17 protein-coding genes are annotated in these 20,284 nt (G+C 58.0%); 13 read left to right on the forward strand and 4 right to left on the reverse strand.

Annotated features, from left to right (window positions below; translation table 11 throughout):
- Positions 1-7 precede the first annotated feature (7 nt).
- From H650_RS20505 to H650_RS20515, 3 genes are read left to right on the forward strand one after another with little or no spacing between them, the layout of a single operon-like run.
- The gene (locus H650_RS20505) at positions 8-1,126 is read left to right on the forward strand and encodes an ABC transporter substrate-binding protein (protein ID WP_020456956.1); all 1,119 of its coding nucleotides are present in this window, start codon (positions 8-10) and stop codon (positions 1,124-1,126) included.
- Between the two features lie 50 nt (positions 1,127-1,176).
- A complete protein-coding gene (locus H650_RS20510; RefSeq protein WP_189660120.1) occupies positions 1,177-2,205 on the forward strand; it encodes a FecCD family ABC transporter permease in 1,029 nt (342 codons plus the stop codon).
- A complete protein-coding gene (locus H650_RS20515) occupies positions 2,202-2,990 on the forward strand; it encodes an ABC transporter ATP-binding protein (protein WP_020456958.1) in 789 nt (262 codons plus the stop codon). The genes H650_RS20510 and H650_RS20515 overlap by 4 nt, the downstream gene beginning before the upstream one ends.
- A 44-nt stretch (positions 2,991-3,034) precedes the next feature.
- Here H650_RS20515 and H650_RS20520 read toward each other — a convergent pair whose 3' ends face one another.
- The 3 genes from H650_RS20520 to H650_RS20530 are packed head-to-tail and all read right to left on the reverse strand — an operon-like array spanning position 3,035 to position 5,303.
- Positions 3,035-3,514: a tetratricopeptide repeat protein gene (locus H650_RS20520; RefSeq protein ID WP_020456959.1), complete on the reverse strand. Its 480-nt coding sequence runs from the start codon at positions 3,512-3,514 to the stop codon at positions 3,035-3,037.
- 59 nt (positions 3,515-3,573) lie between these two features.
- Positions 3,574-4,872, reverse strand: a complete 1,299-nt coding sequence (locus tag H650_RS20525; protein WP_020456960.1) for a PQQ-dependent sugar dehydrogenase — start codon at positions 4,870-4,872, stop codon at positions 3,574-3,576.
- An 11-nt stretch (positions 4,873-4,883) separates the two neighbouring features.
- Complete coding sequence (locus H650_RS20530; RefSeq protein ID WP_020456961.1) at positions 4,884-5,303, reverse strand: DUF2231 domain-containing protein; 420 nt, start codon at positions 5,301-5,303, stop codon at positions 4,884-4,886.
- 286 nt (positions 5,304-5,589) lie between these two features.
- On the opposite strand from H650_RS20530, the gene H650_RS20535 reads away from it, so the two are divergent.
- The 7 genes from H650_RS20535 (at position 5,590) to H650_RS20565 (ending at position 13,002) form a co-directional block, all read left to right on the forward strand.
- Entirely contained in the window at positions 5,590-7,686 is a 2,097-nt protein-coding gene (locus H650_RS20535) for a TonB-dependent receptor (protein WP_502690845.1), read from the forward strand.
- A gap of 36 nt (positions 7,687-7,722) precedes the next feature.
- Complete coding sequence (locus tag H650_RS20540) at positions 7,723-8,631, forward strand: ABC transporter substrate-binding protein (protein ID WP_020456963.1); 909 nt, start codon at positions 7,723-7,725, stop codon at positions 8,629-8,631.
- On the forward strand, positions 8,628-9,614 hold the full coding sequence (locus H650_RS20545) for a FecCD family ABC transporter permease (RefSeq protein ID WP_020456964.1): 987 nt from the start codon (positions 8,628-8,630) through the stop codon (positions 9,612-9,614). The genes H650_RS20540 and H650_RS20545 overlap by 4 nt, the downstream gene beginning before the upstream one ends.
- Positions 9,604-10,635, forward strand: coding sequence for a FecCD family ABC transporter permease (locus tag H650_RS20550; protein ID WP_020456965.1), 1,032 nt, complete (start codon positions 9,604-9,606; stop codon positions 10,633-10,635). Before H650_RS20545 ends, H650_RS20550 begins: the two co-directional genes overlap by 11 nt.
- A 15-nt stretch (positions 10,636-10,650) precedes the next feature.
- On the forward strand, positions 10,651-11,445 hold the full coding sequence (locus H650_RS20555) for an ABC transporter ATP-binding protein (protein WP_020456966.1): 795 nt from the start codon (positions 10,651-10,653) through the stop codon (positions 11,443-11,445).
- Positions 11,432-12,178: an IucA/IucC family C-terminal-domain containing protein gene (locus tag H650_RS20560; protein ID WP_020456967.1), complete on the forward strand. Its 747-nt coding sequence runs from the start codon at positions 11,432-11,434 to the stop codon at positions 12,176-12,178. Before H650_RS20555 ends, H650_RS20560 begins: the two co-directional genes overlap by 14 nt.
- A 62-nt stretch (positions 12,179-12,240) precedes the next feature.
- On the forward strand, positions 12,241-13,002 hold the full coding sequence (locus H650_RS20565; protein ID WP_020456968.1) for an AraC family transcriptional regulator: 762 nt from the start codon (positions 12,241-12,243) through the stop codon (positions 13,000-13,002).
- On the opposite strand, the gene leuA is transcribed toward H650_RS20565, so the two are convergent.
- The gene (gene leuA, locus H650_RS20570; RefSeq protein WP_020456969.1) at positions 12,992-14,662 is read right to left on the reverse strand and encodes a 2-isopropylmalate synthase; all 1,671 of its coding nucleotides are present in this window, start codon (positions 14,660-14,662) and stop codon (positions 12,992-12,994) included. The genes H650_RS20565 and leuA overlap by 11 nt on opposite strands.
- Before the next feature lie 183 nt (positions 14,663-14,845).
- Between leuA and H650_RS20575 the strand changes: the two genes are divergently transcribed.
- The 3 genes from H650_RS20575 (at position 14,846) to H650_RS20585 (ending at position 20,269) form a co-directional block, all read left to right on the forward strand.
- Entirely contained in the window at positions 14,846-15,043 is a 198-nt protein-coding gene (locus tag H650_RS20575) for a hypothetical protein (protein WP_020456970.1), read from the forward strand.
- A gap of 1 nt (position 15,044) precedes the next feature.
- Positions 15,045-15,815, forward strand: coding sequence for a hypothetical protein (locus tag H650_RS20580; RefSeq protein ID WP_020456971.1), 771 nt, complete (start codon positions 15,045-15,047; stop codon positions 15,813-15,815).
- 278 nt (positions 15,816-16,093) lie between these two features.
- Positions 16,094-20,269 carry a beta strand repeat-containing protein gene (locus H650_RS20585; protein ID WP_020456972.1) on the forward strand — a complete coding sequence of 1,392 codons (4,176 nt, stop codon included), beginning with the start codon at positions 16,094-16,096 and terminating at the stop codon, positions 20,267-20,269.
- Positions 20,270-20,284 lie beyond the last annotated feature (15 nt).

The following is a 20,284-nucleotide window of genomic DNA, read 5'->3' on the forward strand; positions in this document are numbered from 1 at the left end:
TTTTTTTATGCAAGGGAAATCAATCTTTACGTTCGTGCTCTCCGCTTTACTCGCTGTTCCCATGCTGGCGCACGCCACGCAATATCCGCTCACCGTAACCGATTTCGATGGCCGCAAAGTGACCATTGAACACGAACCGCAACGCATTATTTTGCAGGACGGGCGCGACATCATGACGATGGCGCTGCTGGATCGCGACAATCCGTTTAAACGGCTGGTGGCATGGAACAATCTGGCGAAAAAACAGGACATTGCCACCTGGGAAATGTTGAAAACCCAGTGGCCGGAAGCGACCCGCATTATGGACATGGGCTTTAGCGATAAAGGCAATGTTGATCTGGAAAGCGTGCTGGCGAAACAGCCAGATCTGATGATTGCGCAGTTGCGCGCGAAACCGGCGCTGGCCGATAGCGGCGTGCTGGCTAAACTGACCGCGCTGCACATTCCGGTACTGTTTGTTGATTACGAAGTGAACCCGGCAAAAGACACTGCGCCGAGTATCGATCTGCTGGGTAAAGTGATTAACCGCGAAAGCAACGCGGCGGCGTACACCGCCTATTATCGCCAGCAATTAGCAGCGATTGAGCAGAAAACCGCCGCCATCAACCCGAAACCGAAGGTATTCGTCGAAGCGCTGGCCGGTAACGCGGATAGCTGCTGCTTTACCCACGGGCACAGCGGTTGGGGCGGGCTGGTTGAAGCGGTCGGCGCGAAGAACCTTGGCTCTGAGCTGCTACCGGGCGCAACCGGGTTTATCTCGCTTGAAAAACTCATCAGCGCCAACCCGGATGTCTATATCATGACCGGCTCTAAACGGGGCAACAGCCAGGTGCTGCCGCTCGGGCTGAACGTCTCACAAGATGAGGTCAATAAACAGGCGCAGGTGCTGCTGCAACGCACCGGTGTCGCGCAGATCCCGGCGGTCAGCGCAAAACGTGTGTATGGCGTTTACCACCACTTCTACAATCATCCGTACAACATTGTCGGTATGGAATATCTGGCGAAAGATATCTATCCGCAGGCGTTTGCGGATTTGAACCCGGATGCGACCTACCATCACATCATCAAAAACTTCACCAAACTGCCGGATAACAACTTCGTCTATAGCTGGCAGCAGGGCAAATGAGTACCATTCTGGAAACAAACGAGCAGAGGCAGGAAACGGCTGCGGACAGCCTGATGCTCAATTACCGCGTGATCCTTCGCCGCCGCGTCAGTTTGCTGGCGCTGCTGATGGTGTTCATTGCCGCCTCAATGCTGCTGGATTTCACCCTCGGCCCCTCTGGTTTGCCGCTGGATACGCTGTGGCAAACGCTGGTTGACCCGGCGAGCGCCGATGCCGGAACGCGGGTGATTGTCTGGGATATCCGCATGCCGTACGCGCTGATGGCGATCATTGTTGGGTTGACGCTGGGGCTGGCGGGCGCGGAGATGCAAACCATCCTGAATAACCCGTTAGCCAGCCCATTTACGCTGGGTGTGTCGTCGGCGGCGGCGTTTGGCGCGGCGCTGGCGATTGTACTTGGTATCGGTATTCCCGGCGTTCCGGGGCAGTGGTTTATCTCGGCGAACGCGTTTCTTTTTGCGCTGCTGGCGGCGCTGTTGCTGGACGGTATTACCCGCTGGACGCAGGTGGCGACCTCCGGCGTGGTGCTGTTCGGTATCGCGCTGGTGTTTACCTTCAACGCGCTGGTGTCGATGCTGCAATTTATCGCCAACGAAGACACGCTGCAGGGGCTGGTGTTCTGGACCATGGGCAGCATTGCCCGCGCGTCGTGGGAGAAACTTGGCATTTTGCTACTGGCGCTGGCGGTGATCATGCCGCTGTCGATGCTCAGTTCATGGAAACTGACCTCGCTGCGCCTCGGCGAAGATCGGGCGATAAGTTTTGGCATTAACGTGCGTCGTCTGCGGCTGGCAACGCTTTTGCGCATCAGTATCTTGTCGGCGCTGTCGGTAGCGTTTGTCGGCCCGATTGGTTTTATCGGCCTGGTCGCTCCGCATATCGCCCGCATGTTGTTTGGCGAGGATCACCGTTTTTATCTGCCGGGTAGCGCGTTGATTGGCGCGCTGGTGTTATCGCTGGCTTCTATCGTTTCCAAAAACCTGATCGATGGGGTGATTATTCCGGTGGGCATTGTCACCTCGCTGGTTGGCGTGCCGTTCTTTATCACCATCATTGTGCGCCACCGGGGGAGTGTATGAGCCAGAGCGGCCTGAGCCTGCGCGGTTTTGGCGCGGGGTATCACAAGCGACAGATTATTCGCGATCTCAATATTTCCCATTTGCCGCGCGGCAAAGTGACAATTCTGCTTGGGCCAAACGGCAGCGGCAAATCGACGCTGCTGCGGGCAATGGCCGGGCTGAACAAAGCAGAAGGGGAATTGCTGCTCGATGGCGAAGACCTGCTCCGCCAGCCGTTTGCAAAACGCGCCGAGCAGGTCGTCTATCTGCCGCAATCGCTGCCAGCGGGCGTTCATTTGCATGTTCTGGAGTCGATTATCGTCGCACAACGTGCTTCCGGCGGCTTACACAGCGCGGCAAAGCAGGCCGAAGTGATGTCGCTATTGCGCCAGCTCGGTATCGAGCATCTGGCGCTGCACTACCTCGATCAGCTCTCCGGCGGGCAGAAACAGTTAGTCGGGCTGGCGCAATCGCTGATCCGCCAACCTTCACTGCTGTTGCTCGATGAGCCACTCAGCGCGCTGGATCTCAACTACCAGTTCCACGTGATGGATCTGGTGAAGCGGGAAACGCGCAGCCGCAATATCGTCACCGTGGTGGTGGTGCACGATATCAATATCGCGCTGCGCCACGGCGACCATGTGCTGATCCTGAAGCAAGGCGAGTTAGTGGCGAACGGCGTGCCGGGCGAGGTGATAACGCCGGAAAGTCTGGCGCAGGTCTACGGTGTACGCGGGCGCGTGGAACCCTGCTCGCAAGGGATGAAGCAGGTGATTATTGACGGTTTAACCCATCAGGCAAGCTAGTCCCAGCGCGCCGTCCACTGCGGCAAACAGCACCGCTACACCGGTCACCAGCGTTGATGCGGATGCTGCGCGTAATGCTGCAGCACGGCTTTATAGGGTTCGGTGCGGGCGTCGGGATGCTCAATAATCGACGCCAGCAGCACGGCAATGGCGTTGTCGTGTTCGCCAAGATTGTGCAGACACAAAGCATAAAATGGCCGCACTTCGGTGGCCTGCGGCCAGCTTGCCATGATCTCTTCAAACAAGCTTTTCGCCTGTGCGTATTTGCCCAGGCAGCGCCACGTTGACGCCAGCCCAAACTGCGCTTCGAACTTATCTTCACCGCTTAATCCGGCCGCAAGCGCCGCCAGGTAATGAGGCTCGGCGTCGCGCTCTTTGCCTTCGTTATCATACGACCAGGCGATATTGAGCAACGCCTGCGCACGTAGCGCGGGCTCTTCTGCCAGCGCTTGCAGCGCCTGACGGCTTTTATCGTGTTGACCCTGTTTGCGCAGCGCAATCGCTGCCTGCAATCTGCTATCCATCGTTTTCATCCATTAAGCGTGTCTGAACGTTATAAAGCAGGGAACAGGCAGCGACAAGATTAGCGCGCGCTGATTCGCCAGATGGCGTTACCGGCATCGTCGGCAATCAGCACGCCGCCTTGTTTATCCATCGCCAGCCCGACCGGTAGCCCGCGCACCTGTTTCTGATCATCGGTAAGAAAACCGGTCACCACCGGCTGCGGTTGTCCAACCGGTTTGCCGTTGGCAAATTTCACCCACACCACCTGGTAGCCATTGAGCGGCTTCCGGTTCCAGCTTCCGTGCTCGCTGATAAACGCGCCGCCGCGATATTGCGGCATATTGTCGCCGGTATAGAACAAGAACCCGAGCGGTGCGACATGCGAGCTAAGCGCGTAATCCGGTTTGATGGCCTGCGCCACTAAGTCCGGGCGCGGTGGTTTGACGCGCTCATCCACGTGCTGCCCAAAGTAGCTATATGGCCAGCCGTAGAAACCCTTCTCTTTTACCGATGTCATGTAGTCCGGCACCAGATCGGAGCCAATTTCGTCGCGTTCGTTGACGATCGCCCATAACGCACCGCTTTCTGGCTCCCATTGCAGCACGGTCGGGTTGCGCAGCCCGCTGGCATAGATCCGGCTCGCGCCGGTGGCGGCATCCACTTCCAGCACCGCCGCGCGGCGATATTCCGCGCCGATACCGTTTTCGGTGATATTGCTGTTGGAACCCACGCCTACATAGAGTTTGCTGCCGTCGGGGCTGGCGAGCAGGGATTTTGTCCAGTGGTGGTTAATCGGTCCGCCGGGCAGTTCGGTGACGGTTTCTCCCGGCACGCTGAGGGTGGTTTCTCCTTGTTGATACGGGAATTTCACCAGACTGTCGGCATTGGCGACCCACAAGGTATTTCCAATCAACTGCATGCCAAACGGCGAGTACAGGTTTTCAATAAACGTGTGCTTTTGCCATGTGCCTCCAGCGTTACGCAACAACGTGATGCGGTTACCGCCGGGGCCGCCTTTGCCGGAGGCTTTTTGCACCAGACCCATAATCAGCTGTTTTGGGCGCGTGGTCGGTTTTGCCGGGGCATTGGCTTCGGCGACCAGAATGTCATCATTCGGCAAAACGTACAGCTGGCGTGGGTGCAGCAGGCCATCCGCTATTTTTTCGATTTTTAACCCCTGCGGGACTGTTGGCGTTTCTCCCGCTTTCCACGCCACGCCCTCCGGCACCTGCATAGGCGGCAACAGGAAATTCTGTGCTTTTGGCAACTCTGGCTCTGAGCCAATTTGTTTCATCGGGTCTATGTTTGCCCCCTGATCGCAGGCGGTGAGCAGGGCGGTGAGCGCGGCAACGGTCAGTAAGCGATTAGGCATATTCATGGTTTGTTTCCTTACTGGACACGCATGCGCAGGGCGAGTTGAAGATGGGCAATCAGCAGCAAAATCACTACCGCCGTTGAGAGGATCACGCCAAGCGGCACCACCGCGTAAGCATCCCGGCTGTGCACAAAGGCGTTAAAAATCGCCAGCACAATCGCCAGCATCCAGAGCCAGAAATGGATTTTTTCCGCGTTTGTAACGCTATGGCGCTGCGTTACCCAAACCTGCACAAGGTTGATGAGCCGGGGAAGGATGGCAATCAACAAACCGATGGCGATAAGCCAGCTTGCCGCGTCGGTCCACATAATTTGAAAGGTTTTGAGATACAGAATATCGAAGATCCACGCCGCCACAAAAAAGCCGGTAGGCAGCGGATTAAAGAGTTCGTAAAGCGCAAGCGTCGCGCGCGATGGCCCGGAGAGTGTTTGCATTGGTCGTTCCTTTTGGTGGAAACAATCGGGATAAGCCACAGGATCTGCTTGTTAAAGGGTAGACCGCTTACACAAAATTTAATTAATTTTGCTTATGTGTTGTGTTTGTTCCATTCACGTCTCGCTCTTCAGGCGGCCCTCAATTTCGCCTGGAAAATATTCACTTTACATTCTTTTATCGATAATGATAATCGGTATCAAAATGTTTCTTATTGTTGTCATTTGATTTTGTTACGGAATGATCCCCGCAAACGGTGGGGAATAATAAAAATTGAGGGTTGTTTAGATGAGAATTTCCCCTTTATACGGCACGATGGCTCTGCTTTTCGCCTCGCCACTTTATGCGCAGGATGCGAAAAACAGTGATGATGAACTGATTGTGACCGCCACCCGCACCGACGGTTCGCGTAATGATTCCCCGCAGGTCATCAAAGTCATCAGCGAAAAAGAGATTGCCCAGCAGCGGCAAATTACCTCCGATACCTCGCAGATCCTCAGCAACCTGCTGCCGTCGTTTTCACCGTCACGGCAGAAAATGTCCGGCAGCGGCGAAACGCTGCGCGGGCGCACACCGCTGGTGATGATTGACGGGATCCCACAATCAAACCCGCTGCGCCCGACCGGGCGCGAAATGCATACCATCGACGCCTCGATGATCGAGCGCATTGAGGTGATCAAAGGGGCGAACGCCAGCAACGGCGTCGGCGCGACGGGCGGGGTGATCAACATCATCACCAAACGCGCGAAACCGGGCACCGTCAACCAGCATGTCAGCGTGGAAACCACCACGCCCACCGCGGAATTTAACCGCGATACGCTTTCCTATAAAACCAACTACAGCATCAACGGCAGCGAAGAGTACATCGATTACCTCTTCGCCCTGAGCTACGAAGATCAGGGGTTGTTCAAAGACGCCAATAACCACGCGATTGGCGTAGATAACACGCAGGGCGATTTGATGGACTCCCGCGCCTGGGATCTGCTGGCGAAAGTGGGTTACTGGCTGGATAACGATCAGCGCGTACAGTTGAGCCTTAACCGTTACCGCCTGAAAAACAAAGATAACTATGTCAGCGTGCGAGGCGATCGCGATGACGGTGAAGTAACCACCTCGAAAAAAGGTAACCCGCCGGGCAGCGCGCCGCATAACGATGTGTGGACGGTAGGAGCCACCTACGATAACTACAATCTGGCAGGCATGAAGCTGACGGCGCTGGCCTATTATCAGCGCTATGAAGCGCTGTTCGGCGCGACCAACTCCTCGTCGTTCCAGGATCCGGCTATTGCTCCCCTCGGCACGTTGTACGATCAGAGCCGTGCGTATACCGATAAGTACGGCAGCAAAATCGCGCTCACCAAAGACGATCTCTGGGATGACCGCATTAAAGCGACGGTGGGTTTCGATACCCTGTTTGATAACTCGAAACAGGATTTATGGGCTACCGGGCGCACCTACGTTCCGGAAATTAACTACACCGATCTGTCTCCGTTCCTGCAACTGGAATACACGCCGGTTGAATCGGTGAAATTAAGCGGCGGTGTTCGCTATGAATATGCCCGGCTGAATATCGACAGTTATCAAACCGTGTGGGCCAACGACCGCGTGACGGTAGAAGGGGGCACGCCATCGTTCGACCAGACGCTGTATAACGCCGGTGTGGTCTGGACACCGGTTGAACCGTTAAGCCTGTTTGCCAGCTACAGCGAAGGGTTTACCGTGCCGGATGTCGGACGCGTGCTGCGCGGCATCGACACGCCGGGCATCAAACTGGATGACTACAACGGTCTGAAACCGATCGTCACCAAAAACAGCGAAATCGGTTTTCGCGTACAACACGCGCCGTTTGATTTCGAAGCCAGTTACTACCAGTCCACCTCGAAGCTCGGCAGCCGCGTTGAGCTGGTCAACGATGCGTTTGTCGCCCGTCGCGAAAAGACCGAGATTGACGGTGTGGAAGTGAGCGCCGGTTACAGCCCGAATGCCGATCACAAATTGACCTTGTCGTGGTCACACATGCGCGGCCGGTATGACAGCGATGACAACGGCAGCCTGGATGCGAAACTCGATGGCTTAAATATCGCCCCGGATCGCATCATCGCCAGCTGGTCGGCAAACTGGAATGCGCAACTGAGCACCTTCCTGCAAGCCAACTGGGCGCTCAGCAAGACATTCGACGATGCGGAAAAAGACTTTTCCGGTTATGCGCTGGTGGATGCGGCGGTCGGCTACAAGCTGCCGTACGGGCAGGTGAGCCTTGGGGTTTCTAACCTGCTGAATAAACAGTACATCACCTACTATTCGCAAAGCGCGTCTGTCGATCCGGATCGCTATTTCGCCGGTCGGGGTCGCACCGCGACGCTGGGCTACAGTCTCGATTTTTGAGTGTCACCGCCCCGGTTAGCGGGGCGGTTTGAGTGGATGATGAAAAACGAACTCGCTTTCTCTCTTTCGCGCCGACGCAGCTTACAGGCGCTACTGTTGTGCAGTGTCTCACCATTGCTGTTTGCCAAACCCGGCGTACCGCGCGCGGTTTCTCTGTTTCAGGGGGCCACCGACAGCCTGGCCGCGCTGGGCGTTACGCCCTGCGGCATTGTTGAATCCTGGGCGGAAAAACCGGTGTATCGCTATTTGCGCCCGCAGCTTTCCGGCGTGCCGCAACTGGGGCTGGAGACGCAGCCTGCGCTGGAAAAAATCGCGCTGCTGCAACCCGATATCATTTTCGCTTCCCGCTTTCGCCATCAGGATGTCGCGCCGCTGATGGCGAAAATCGCACCTGTTACGCTGCTCGACGATGTCTTTGAATTCAAAAAAACGCTGACGGTGGTGGCGCAAAAAATGGCCCTGACCAGCTCCGCCGCACAACTCCTTGAGCACTGGGATGCGCGTATCGCCACGCTGCGCAGCTTGCTGCAACAACGTTTTGCCGGGCAGCGTGCGCCGCAGGTGTCGGTAATTGAAGTGCGCCCCGATCACATTCGCAGCTATGTGGCGAACAGCTTTCCCGGCTCGGTGATGTCTGAAGTGGGATTTGCCTGGAATGTGCAGGCCATGCAGGCGCACAGCGCGTCGTTGCGCTTTTCCAGCATGGAAAATATCCCGCTGCTGGATGCCGATCTGTTTTTTATTTTGCTGCGGGCCAACAGCCCGGCCATCACGCGACAGTACCACGCCCTCACCGCGCACCCGCTGTGGCAGCAACTGCGCGCGGTGAAAACGCGGCAACTGTGGGAAGTGGATAGCGTGCCGTGGAGCTTATCCGGCGGCATTCTTGGCGCCAACCAGATCCTCCGTGATGTTGAACAGGCACTCAACCGGGGGCGCGTATGAGTGGGCGTTTTCTGCTCGGCGGCCTGCTACTGGTAATGCTGATGTTGCTCAGCATGATGACCGGCGCGCGGTTTTATTCACTCAGCCAACTGACGCAGGCGCTGCTGCATGCCGATCCCACCAGCGCGGTGGATATTATTATTCGCACCTCGCGCCTGCCGCGCACAGTGCTGGCTGTTGGCGTTGGTGCATTTCTCGCCGTGGCGGGGGCGTTGATGCAGGCCTTGACCCGCAATCCGCTGGCCTCGCCGGGGTTGTTTGGTGTCAATGCGGGCGCGGCGCTGTTAATTGTGCTGGCGGGCAGTTTTTTTGCCATCGGCGACCCGTGGATCACGCTGTTACTGGCGTTTAGCGGTGCCTGCGCCACCGGCACGCTGGTGTGGTTTACCAGTAAAGTCAGCAACGGGCAGCTTAATCCGCTGCGGCTGGTGCTGGCGGGTGTGGCGATCACTGCGCTGTGCAATGCCTTTACCCAGGCCATTCTTGTTATCGATCAGGAAAGTCTCGACACCATGTTGTTCTGGCTGGCCGGTAGCCTTGCGGGCAATGACGTACAGCTCGTCTACCCGATGCTGCTCCCCGGTGCGCTGCTGGTGGTTGCCGCCTGCTTTTTCGCCGGGCAGATGAACGTGCTCAACGCCGGAGAAGAGATTGCCCGTGGGCTGGGGCTGAACATTGCGCTGGTGCGTCTGCTGGCGAGCATGCTGGTAGTGGGGCTGGCGGGTTGCGCCGTGGCGCTGGCGGGAAATGTCGGTTTTGTCGGCCTGATGGTGCCGCATATGGCGCGCCAGTTATTTGGCAGCGACCTGCGCTATACGCTTCCGGCCTGCGCGCTGCTCGGCGCGTTACTGCTACTGGCCGCCGACATCGCCGCGCGGGTGGTTATTTTGCCCCAGGAGCTGCCGGTCGGGGTGATGACCGCACTGATGGGCGCGCCGTTTTTTATCCTGCTGGCGCAACGCAGGGGGAATCATGCCGGATAGTCAGCTTTTGCGCTGCGGGCCGTTTTCCCACCACTACTCCCGGCGTTTACTGCCGCGATTACTCGGCTGTACGGCGATGACTTTGCTGGTCGCACTGGTGGCACTGAACACTGGCGATGTGGCGATCTCGCTGGCGCAAACGCTTCGGCTGCTGGTGCAGCCGGATGCCAGCGCGCACAGCTTTATTCTGCACCAGTTGCGTCTGCCGCGCGTGGCGCTGGCGATGCTGGCAGGTGGCGGGCTGGGACTTGCCGGGTTGATCCTGCAAACGCTGGTGCGTAACCCGTTAGCTTCGCCGGATACGCTCGGCGTGACCGCCGGGGCGAGTGCCGGGGCGTTGTTGTGGCTCTCCTTTTTCAGCCTGCAATATGGCAGCGCGCCCTTGCCGTATGCGGCGATGGGCGGCGCGGCCTGCGCCGTCGGGCTGATCTTTCTGCTGTCGTGGCGCAGCGGTTTGACACCCTTGCGGCTGATCCTCACCGGCGTTGGCGTTTCAGCCCTGGCGGGCGCGGTAGTGACGCTGGTGCTGGTCTTCAGCCCGCTGACCACCACCTTTTCCGCCTGGATATGGTTGAGCGGCAGCGTGTATGCCGCTACATGGGACAAAGTGCTGCGCCTGCTGGCGGTGTATGTGTGGGCGTTGCCGGTGCTGCTGTTTCTGGCGCGCTATCTGAAAACCCTGCAACTGGACGACGCGCTGGCCACCGGCCTTGGCGTACGGGTGCAGCCGCTGCGGGTGCTGTTACTGCTAAGTTGTGTGGTGCTCTCCGGCGGGGCGATTGCGCAGGTGGGGGCGATGGCGTTTGTCGGGCTGATTGCGCCGCACCTGGCAAGGCTTGTGGTGCGCAATGGCTTTTTCGGCCAGGCGTATGTCACCGTCTGTAGCGCGGGCAGTATGGTGGTTATCGCTGACCTGTTCGCCAGAACGCTATTCCGGCCTGCTGATTTACCGGCAGGGATTTTTGTGGCGCTGGCCGGTACGCCGTTCTTTTTGTGGCTGCTGATTCGGCAGCGGACGTAATCTGATGGGGAAAATGTGTCTCTCTCAACGCAAAAACTGAGCGTCAGCTATCAACAGCGGCAGGTGATTAACGCGCTGGATTTAACCCTGCCTGGCGCGAAAGTCTCGGTGCTGATTGGCAGCAACGGCTGCGGCAAAAGCACGCTGCTTAAAGCCATGGCGCGCTTGCTGACGCCGCATTCCGGCACCGTTATTCTCGATGGCCTGGACATTCACGCCAGCAATACGGCGGAAATTGCCCGCAAGCTGGCCATTTTGCCGCAAACGCCTGTCGCGCCGGAAGGTATCACGGTGCGTCAGCTGGTGAGTCTGGGGCGTTTTCCGTATCAGAACTGGCTGCGCCAGTGGTCGCAAGAGGATGAGCAGCAGGTGAATGCCGCGCTGCGCCTGACCGCAACCGACGCATTGCAGCATCGCCCGGTGGATGCGTTATCCGGCGGGCAGCGCCAGCGCGTGTGGATTGCCATGACGCTGGCGCAGGCCACGGAGACACTCTTGCTGGATGAACCGACCACCTATCTCGATCTGGCGCACCAGATTGAGATCCTTGAACTGTTGCGCCAGCTCAACCGGCAGCAGGGCAAAACCATTGTGATGGTGCTGCACGATCTCAACCTCGCCTGCCGTTATGCCGATCACCTCGTCGCCATCCATGACGGGCGGGTTTATGCCGAGGGCGCGCCGCAGCAGATAATGACCGAAACGCTGGTCAACGAGGTGTTTAATCTGCGCTGTCGCATCATCGACGATCCTTTCTTCCACACACCGTTGTGCATTCCTTTTCCGGGAGCGTCCGATGCTGACGGTTGAAGAGCGTTCGTACCTGCAACACACTTTCCGTCTGCGTTCGCGCTCGCAAGCCGATGCGCGCAGCGTACCGGCACAGGCGCTACTGGATGCACAAAGCTGTCGCGCGCTGTTAGCGCGGGTGATGCCGCTGATTGGCGCGCCCGATCTGGCGATTGCCGCGTCGCTGCTCGCCAAACGGCTGGCATTCCTCGCGACCGGCAATGTGCTGTACGCAATGAGCGTGTTTGATAAAGGCTTGCCGTTAAGCCTTGACGCCAGCCGGGTGGAGTATGCGCACGACAACGGGCTGTGGAGCTCGTCGCTGCCGGTGGATGTTGACGTAACGCATTACCTTTCCGGCCAGCGCGACGCATGGCGCGAAACGGTGGTTGGCGCGTTGTTTCGCGACTATTTATCGCCGTTGTGGCAGAGCCTGGCGCGGGTAAGCGGCCTGCCGGAAGCTATTTTGTGGGAAAACACCGCCGTGCGTGTTTACTCGCTCTACCAGGGGCGAATGGAGGGGCTGAACGCGCAGCAGACGCAGCGCCAGCAGGCGGATTTCGCCTGGCTGCTGGACGCCGCCACACCCGATCTGTTTGCTGCGCCCTGGAATCCGCTCAGGCGCTTTCGTCGGCCTGCGCAAAAGAGCGCAGCGGGCAAGATGGTGCGTTTTCGCCGCACCTGCTGTTTTTATTACAAAGCCTCAACGCCAGTGGAATATTGCCACAACTGCCCGCTGTGCCGGGAGAAATAAATGACAGCGAGCGCGGCGGTGATTAAGGTAATGTCACCCTGCAACATAACAACGGTCGCGCCGTGAAACAGACATTTGCCCTCGATTTTTCCCAACGCGCAGTGATCCCCTACGCCCATGATTACCGGCACGGGGAGCATGAGCACTGGCACACTCACCCGTGCGATCAGCTGATCCACACCCTGAGTGGCGTGATCCGCGTGGAAACGCAGCAGGGCATGTGGATTGTGCCGCCAGGGCGTGGCGTGTGGATCCCAGCGCAGGTGTCTCATGCGCTGCGTATTGACGGGGAAGTGCAGGCGCGCGGCGTGTTTGTCGAACCGCTGGCGCGGGCTGATTTACCGGTGGTCTGCCAGGTGGTGCGGGTCAGCGATTTGCTGCGCGCGCTGATTCTTAATGCGCTGGAATTGCCACAGGCGTATCAGGCTGGCAGCCGTGCGGAGCGCATTTACGAACTGATTCTGGATGAAATCCGCCTGATGAATACGCTGCCGTTTTGCCTGCCGGAACCCACTTCCGCGCGGTTAAGGCAGCTTTGTGACGCGGTGCGGCGCGATCCGGCGGGTGAGTGGACGCTGGAAAACGCTGCCCGCCAGGTCAACATGAGCGGGCGCACCTTGTCGCGCCATTTCTACCAGCAGACCGGTTTACAGTTCAGCGAATGGTTACGGCGGGCGCGTTTGCTGGCCGCGTTAACCCGGCTGGCGCAGGGTGAGCCGGTCACGCAGGTGGCGCTGGAGTGCGGCTACGCCAACCCCAGCGCCTTCAGCGCCATGTTTCGCCGGGTAATGGGCGTGCCGCCCGGCGATTACTTTACTTCGTAATGAACGGCTGAGCGGCATTTAACACCGCCTGCAACGACGCACGGGTAATGTCGCTATCGATACTGACACCCCAGGCGCGCGCGCCGTGTTTATCCTCACAGCAGATATAGGCGACCGAGCGGCTGTCGCTGTGCTTGCCGAGTGTATGCTCGTGGTAGCTCTCAATGTTGATCTCCACCTGCAAGCTGCGGCACAGGGCGGTGATGGCGGCGGAAAGAAAGCCGTTGCCGCTGGCGTCGAGTTTAAGTTTTTTGTCGTGGCAAAGGATCTCCGCCTGTAACGTGGTGCGCTGCCCTGGCTGGTTGGTGCAGACATATTCAATCAGTTGCAGTGGCGGATGTTCCACCAGCCCGTAAGTCTGGCGAAACAGGTTCCAGATAGCCATTTGCGACATCTCTTTTCCGTTCGCATCCGCCGCGTTTTGCACATGCTGGCTGAATTCCTGCTGAAGTTTGCGCGGCAAATTCAGGCCGTGGTTCTGCTCCAGCAGCCATGCCGCACCGCTCTTGCCTGACTGGCTATTGACGCGGATAACCGCTTCATAACTACAGCCAATATCCGCCGGATCGAGCGGCAAATAGGGCACTTCCCAGAAGGCATTCGGGGTGTTTTGCCGCGCGGCAAAGCCTTTTTTGATCGCATCCTGGTGAGAGCCGGAAAAGGCCGTGAACACCAGTTCTCCGGCATAGGGATGACGCGGCGCTACCGGCAACTGGTTGCACTCTTCGACGATCTCAACCACCTTTTTCATCTGGCTAAAATCCAGCTCCGGCGCGATGCCCTGGGTATAAAGATTCAGCGCCAGCGTCACCAGGTCGGCATTGCCGGTACGCTCACCGTTGCCAAACAGGCAACCTTCCACGCGCTCCGCACCGGCGAGCAGCGCCAGTTCCGCACTGGCAATCCCGGTGCCGCGATCGTTATGGGTATGCACGCTGATGCACACCTGCTCGCGGCGCGAGAAGTGGCGGCAAAAATGCTCAATCTGGTCGGCATAGACATTTGGCGTGCTCACTTCCACCGTGGCGGGCAGGTTAACGATCATTGGTCGTGTCGCCCCCGGTTCCCAGACATCGGCCACCGCTTCGCAAATCGCCAGTGCAAACTCCGCTTCGGTAAAGCAGAAGGTTTCCGGCGAGTACTGGAAAACCCACTCGGTTTCTGGCGCGTTTTCACAAAGGGTACGAATTTGCCGCGCGGCGTTTACCGCCAGCGCGACGATCTCCTCGCGGCTCTGGCGAAAAACCTGCTCGCGGAATACCGGGGCGGTGGCGTTATACAGATGCACGGTGGCGCGCTTCGTGCCCTGCAGCGCGGCGAACGTGCGGGTAATCAAATCTTCCCGCGCCTGGGTTAACACCTGTATGGTCACATCGTCCGGAATACGGTGTTCCTCAATCAACTGGCGCACGAAATTGAAATCCGTTTGCGACGCGGACGGGAAAGCGACTTCAATCTCTTTAAAACCGCAGTCCAGCAGCAATTCCCAGAATTTCAGTTTCCGCGCGGCGTCCATGGGCTCGGCGAGCGCCTGGTTGCCGTCGCGCAAATCGGTCGAGAGCCAGCGCGGAGCGCGGGTCAGCGTGTTATCCGGCCAGCGGCGATCGCGCAGCGTTACAGGCATGTGGCGTTGATATTTTTCAGCAGGGGTCATTAACATTTTTCGGGTCTCCGCAGGGTGTGGTGTCAGTTTCCACGCCGCGACTATTCGTCGCCCCCGCGTAACGGACAACCTGTTGCGTAAAAGTGACAACCTGAGCGAAAAGCCGTGCGGCAGTAAGAATCCGGATGAAAAACGCCATACACGCGGCAGGGTTTCTATACTTGGCTGCGGAGGTACGAAATGAAAAAAATGCTGTATTCATTATTCGCAAGCCCGGACCGATTGTTACAGGTGATGAGTCACAACGACATTCAGGATGCCATTGAAGATGGCGAACGCATTGTGGTTGATGCCGATGGCAATACCTCGGTGAATATTCATTGCCAGCGCGTGCAGGAAGATTTCAAACGCCACGTCGACACGTTGAAGAGGGCGTAGCATGGGAACCGCTATCTTTATGGTGTTAATGGTTTGTGGCTACTGGTATACCTCGCACGATCTCTCCACCCGTTTTAAATTCAAACGCAGCTTCGGCTGGGATGTTTACTTCCTCGTGGCGCTGTATGGCTGCGTCTTCGTGTTACAGGGGATTCTGGCGACGGGGCTACTGTGGCTGTGTCTGTTGATCACCTCTACGGTGATGAACGCGTGGCCAGCGGTGTTTGGCCCGGAGCAGCACCACCTGCATATGAGCTTTATGAACTGGAGCTTTTTAGGCATCCAGGCGCCGGTGGTGATTATGCTCGCGTTTGCAGTGCTGTTTTGCCTGTGGCGCTCGAACTGGTCCGGTAGCGCCAGGCTCGACAGCAACGGTCGGCGCGAGTTGTATAAACACCTCTCGCGCGCTAACGGCGTGGAAGGGCTGATTTATCAGTGTATGGAGAAGGGCGATCTGGCGTGGATCACCCTCAAGTCACAACGCATTTACATTGGCATGATCCACACGGCCACCTTTGATAGCGGCGATGCGAACAACATTGTGTTGATCCCCATGCTTAGCGGCTATCGCGATGAAAACACCCTCGATCTGCACGTCGAGCATAACTACAGCGCCTGGTATGACGAGCATGGTATCGACCTTGCTTCAGAACCACGCTCGGCGCTCGATTTTCGCAAAGTACTGCTGCTTTCGCAGGTGGAAAGTTTGTCGCTGTTCGACCCGGCACAGGTGATGGCGATGGGCATCAACCGCGTAACGCCCCAGCATTGATCACTCCGGCTGGCCGGGTCAGCACATTGCTACCCGGCAGAACATTCAGCTAATCAATCGCTTATTTTTGTTTGTGAAAATATGCAACGAGATATGTCCGAAATGATAAAGATTTATCTTAAGGTGACGATAACCTTATTGTTACGGCGCATTTACATAATTCTGCGATAGCGACAGTTCAGACCTGTTGATCTGCAAGGGATGTAACGTTGCTCTGCAAAGAGCAGCTTGCGAGTAAACACCCCATTACTCTTCTTGCCATCACAGGAATGATGCTCATGACATCATCGTTTTGCCGTTCTTCAGCTCAGCACCAGGGCAGTAATACGCCACCGGTTTTTACAAAACGTTTTATCGCGCTGTTTGTCAGTGCCCTTTGCGCCGCACCGGCGCTGGCGGGCGAGTTGCCCACCGGTGCGAATGTCGCGGCGGGGCAGGTCTCCATTGGGCAAAATGGTTCCGCCGTCACGGTGAACCAGCACTCCGGCACGGCGATCGTTAACTGGAACAGTTTCTCCGTCGGCAAGGGCAATTCGGTCGATTTCGTTCAGCCGAGCAGCTCTTCCGCCATTCTTAACCGCGTCACAGGCACAACAAAATCCACCATCGCCGGTTCGATAACGGCTAATGGTCAGGTCTACCTGGTGAACCCGAACGGTATCGCCATTACACCGGGTGGCACGGTGAAAACCGGCGGCGGCTTTGTTGCCTCGACGCTGGACATCAAAGATGAAGACTTCCTCAAAGGGAAGCGCGTCTTCACCGGCAACGGTTCATCGGCTGAAGTGAGCAACGCAGGCGTGATAAGCGTTGGTCGCGGCGGCTATGCCGCATTGATTGGCGGCAACGTCAAAAACGACGGCTTAATCAACGTCCCGGTCGGCAAAGTGGGGCTTGGCGCGGGCGAATCTGCCACCCTGGATCTCTCCGGCGATGGCTTCCTGCAGGTCGCTGTACCGGGTAATTCCGGCATGAAAGAGGCGCTGATCCAAAATAGCGGCACGGTGTCGGCACAGGGCGGCTCGGTGGTGATGACAGCCGCCACGGCGCGCAATGCGGCGCGTAACGCCATCAACCTGAGCGGCGTGGTCGAAGCCGACAGCGTCAGCGGCCAGAACGGCTCCATCGTCATTGGCGGCGGTGAAGGCGGCAATGTGGTGCTTTCCGGCACGCTGAGCGCGAAATCGGGCGACGGCGCAGGCGGGAAAATCACTGTCACCGGCGATAACATTACACTGGCGGGGGCGAAAGTGGACGCTTCCGGCAAAACCGGCGGCGGTAACATTAACATTGGCGGCGAGCGTCAGGGCAAAGGCAGCACGCAACGCGCCACGGATACACACATTGACAGCGCCAGCCGTATCACCGCTGATGCGACAGCCCAGGGCAATGGCGGCGATGTGGTGGTGTGGTCGGATAACCAGACAACCTTCAGCGGTAAAATCAGCGCACGCGGCGCGGGCACCGGTAAAGGTGGCGAAGCGGAAGTCTCCGGCAAAGCCAAACTGGCTTATAGCGGCAGCACCGATCTCTCTGCGCAAAGCGGCAAATTCGGCAATCTGCTGCTGGATCCGCATAACGTGGTCATCTCCTCGGCGGCGGATAGTGGCTCCGGTTTTAGCGCCAGCGCGGACGATAGTGTTATTAACGTAACCACGTTACAAAACGCGCTCTCGACCGCCAACGTCACGGTTTCCACCGGCTCGACCGGCAGCCAGAATGGCGACATCACGCTTGCCACGAACCTTGGCTGGACGACCGACACCACCTTAACGCTGGCGGCGGCTGGCAACATCATTCTTAACGGTAATATCTCGGCGACCGGAGCGAATGCGGGCCTGGCGCTGAACTATGGCATCGGCAAAGATTACACGCTGCTCTCCGGCAAACAGATAACAATACCTGGCGCGAATGCCTCATTGACCATTGGTGGGCAGAATTACACGTTGATCCGCACGATGGCGGATCTCGATGCCATTGACAGCACCGGGCTTGGCGGCAAATACGCGCTGGCGCAAAACATTCTTGCTATTGGCAACACATATACCTCTTCACTGGTTGGCGTCTCGTCCAGTGCGCCGTTTAGCGGCATCTTCACGGGGCTTGGGCACACCATCTCCAGCCTGACCATTAACAGTGCGGATACCTATGTTGGCTTGTTTGGCTATAACACCGGCACCATCCGCAATATGGGGCTGAACTCGGCGCAGCTCACCGCGTCTTCGACATCGCCGTTCTACGCCGGACTGCTGGCAGCCTACAACACCGGCACTATCGCCTATTCTACGGTGCTTGGCTCATTGACCCGCTCGTCCGATGCCACAGCCTACATGGGCGGGCTGGTGGGTAACAACGCCGGGCAGATCTCCTACAGCCGTTCCGGGGCGTCAATTAGCGCGACGAACAGCTCTAACTGGTCTTACTGGGGCGGTCTGGTCGGGCAGAACAGCAAAAACATTACGCAAAGTTATTTCGACGGCTCCCTGAATCTCTCCGGCACCAGCGGCAACGGCTTGCAGTATGTCGGCGGTCTGACCGGCTACAACATGGCGGGCGGCACGATTAGCGCAAGCTACGTTTCCGGTAGCGTTACCGGCAGCGGGATGGGCGGTGCGATTGGTTATGTCGGCGGGCTGACCGGTAATAACGCCGGGAGTATCAACAACGTCTACTCCTCCGGCGTGATTAACGCCGGTTTGAACGCGCAGGCAGGCGGACTGGCAGGCAGTAACACCGGAACGATCAGCAATAGCATTGCAACCAATACCATCAACGTGACCTCCACACCCAGCGCGATTGGCGGGGTGGTGGGTTCCAAAAGCGGTAGCGGAACGCAGAGTAACCTCTACTGGAATAGCGATAACGTCGCGGCAGGCATTGGGCGCGGTGCCAACGGTACGGAAGCGATCACCGGTTTAACCACCGCGCAAATGAACAACAGCGCGAATTTTATCGGGCTGGATAATAAAGTCTGGGCACCGGCCACCGGTTCCGCTACACCGGCGCTGTTCGGCGTGTCCGGTATTGTTGGCGTGGCGCAAACTGCTATCTACGGTACGAACCCGATTACAACTTACTACGGTGCCGGGTTCTGGAACGCTATCAGCGGCAGTCTGACAAACGGGCTTAAGAGCACCGATAACGTCGGCAGCTATGCACTGGACACTACCGGTGTCAGCGCGCTTAAACCCAACGGGCAGCCAGCCAGCATTGTGGGCGTTGGCGCCACGGTGACGCCAGCTACGCTGACCGTTAACGTGGCTAACGCCAGCAAAGTGTATGGTCAGTTCCCGGGAAGTGTGAATTACTCCGCGCAAGGCCTGGTCAATGGCGATTCCGTGAACGGCTTGACCTATACCAGCCTGGGCTTTGCCACCACGGCTAACGTTGGCAGCTACAGCATTGTGGGCAGCAACGTGACAGGCACCGGGCTTGGTAACTACAACGTTGTCTATCGCAACGGCAACCTGACCGTCACACCCGCGACGCTGACCATCACCGCCGCGAACGCCAGCAAGGTTTATGGCGATGCGGCGAACCTAAGTGGCTACAGCATTGTGGGCTTGTTAAACGGCGATACGGTAACGAATGTCGCCCTTAACAGCGCAGGGGCCGCCATCACCGCAGGCGTGGGCAGTTATGCCATCAACGCCAGCAATGCGAACGGCAGCGGCTTGTCGAATTACACCATCAGCTACGGTGCAGGCTCGCTGAACGTGACGCCAGCACAACTGGTGATTAACGCCGGCAACGCCAGCAAAACCTACGGCGACCTTATCAGCCTGAGCGATTACAGCGTGCTCGGCCTGCTCAATGGCGACACGGTGACCGGCGTGGCGCTGAGCAGCGCAGGTGCAGCGGCGACGGCTAATGTTGGCAGTTACGGCATCAATGGTAGCGGTGCAACCGGCAGCGGTTTGTCCAACTACGTTATTAGCTACAACGGCACGCTGAACGTGACACCTGCTGCGCTGACCATCACCGCGAATAGTGGCAGCAAAACGGTCGGTAGTACTGCGCAACTGGGCTATAGCGCCAGCGGCCTGCTGAACAGCGATGCGATCGCGCACGTGGATGTCACCAGTGACGGCGCAGACAGCACCGCCATTGCGGGCAGTTACGCGGTGATTGCCGCCAATGCCACCGGTAACGGGCTGGGTAATTACACCATCAACTATATCGACGGTACGCTTGTGGTAAATGACCAGCCGGGCACGCCAACCCCAACTCCGACATCAACACCGGTAGCGACGCCGTTAGCCGCCACCATTGGCAACCGTGTCTTTGCGCAGGATGTGACGCGTCAGTTAACCGGTAACACGATGCTGGTGACCCATGATGCCAGCAGCGCTGGTAGCGCGGATAACGCGGTTATCGCCACGGCGGATCCTCGCCTGGCGGGTGCGGTTTGTTCCATGGGCGCCGATTTAGCCCTTTCCTGCTCCGGCAAGTAAAAATAAGAGATAACT

The organism is Enterobacter sp. R4-368 (assembly GCF_000410515.1).
Taxonomy (GTDB): domain Bacteria; phylum Pseudomonadota; class Gammaproteobacteria; order Enterobacterales; family Enterobacteriaceae; genus Kosakonia.

Excerpts from the sequence above, each read along its gene's own strand:
- H650_RS20505 (WP_020456956.1), top strand. The coding sequence starts at position 8 with ATGCAAGGGAAATCAATCTTTACGTTCGTGCTCTCCGCTTTACTCGCT.
- H650_RS20515 (WP_020456958.1), top strand. The coding sequence starts at position 2,202 with ATGAGCCAGAGCGGCCTGAGCCTGCGCGGTTTTGGCGCGGGGTATCAC.
- H650_RS20520 (WP_020456959.1), bottom strand. The coding sequence starts at position 3,514 with ATGGATAGCAGATTGCAGGCAGCGATTGCGCTGCGCAAACAGGGTCAA.
- H650_RS20525 (WP_020456960.1), bottom strand. The coding sequence starts at position 4,872 with ATGAATATGCCTAATCGCTTACTGACCGTTGCCGCGCTCACCGCCCTG.
- H650_RS20530 (WP_020456961.1), bottom strand. The coding sequence starts at position 5,303 with ATGCAAACACTCTCCGGGCCATCGCGCGCGACGCTTGCGCTTTACGAA.
- H650_RS20535 (WP_502690845.1), top strand. The coding sequence starts at position 5,590 with ATGAGAATTTCCCCTTTATACGGCACGATGGCTCTGCTTTTCGCCTCG.
- H650_RS20540 (WP_020456963.1), top strand. The coding sequence starts at position 7,723 with ATGATGAAAAACGAACTCGCTTTCTCTCTTTCGCGCCGACGCAGCTTA.
- H650_RS20545 (WP_020456964.1), top strand. The coding sequence starts at position 8,628 with ATGAGTGGGCGTTTTCTGCTCGGCGGCCTGCTACTGGTAATGCTGATG.
- H650_RS20550 (WP_020456965.1), top strand. The coding sequence starts at position 9,604 with ATGCCGGATAGTCAGCTTTTGCGCTGCGGGCCGTTTTCCCACCACTAC.
- H650_RS20560 (WP_020456967.1), top strand. The coding sequence starts at position 11,432 with ATGCTGACGGTTGAAGAGCGTTCGTACCTGCAACACACTTTCCGTCTG.
- leuA (WP_020456969.1), bottom strand. The coding sequence starts at position 14,662 with ATGTTAATGACCCCTGCTGAAAAATATCAACGCCACATGCCTGTAACG.
- H650_RS20575 (WP_020456970.1), top strand. The coding sequence starts at position 14,846 with ATGAAAAAAATGCTGTATTCATTATTCGCAAGCCCGGACCGATTGTTA.
- H650_RS20580 (WP_020456971.1), top strand. The coding sequence starts at position 15,045 with ATGGGAACCGCTATCTTTATGGTGTTAATGGTTTGTGGCTACTGGTAT.
- H650_RS20585 (WP_020456972.1), top strand. The coding sequence starts at position 16,094 with ATGACATCATCGTTTTGCCGTTCTTCAGCTCAGCACCAGGGCAGTAAT.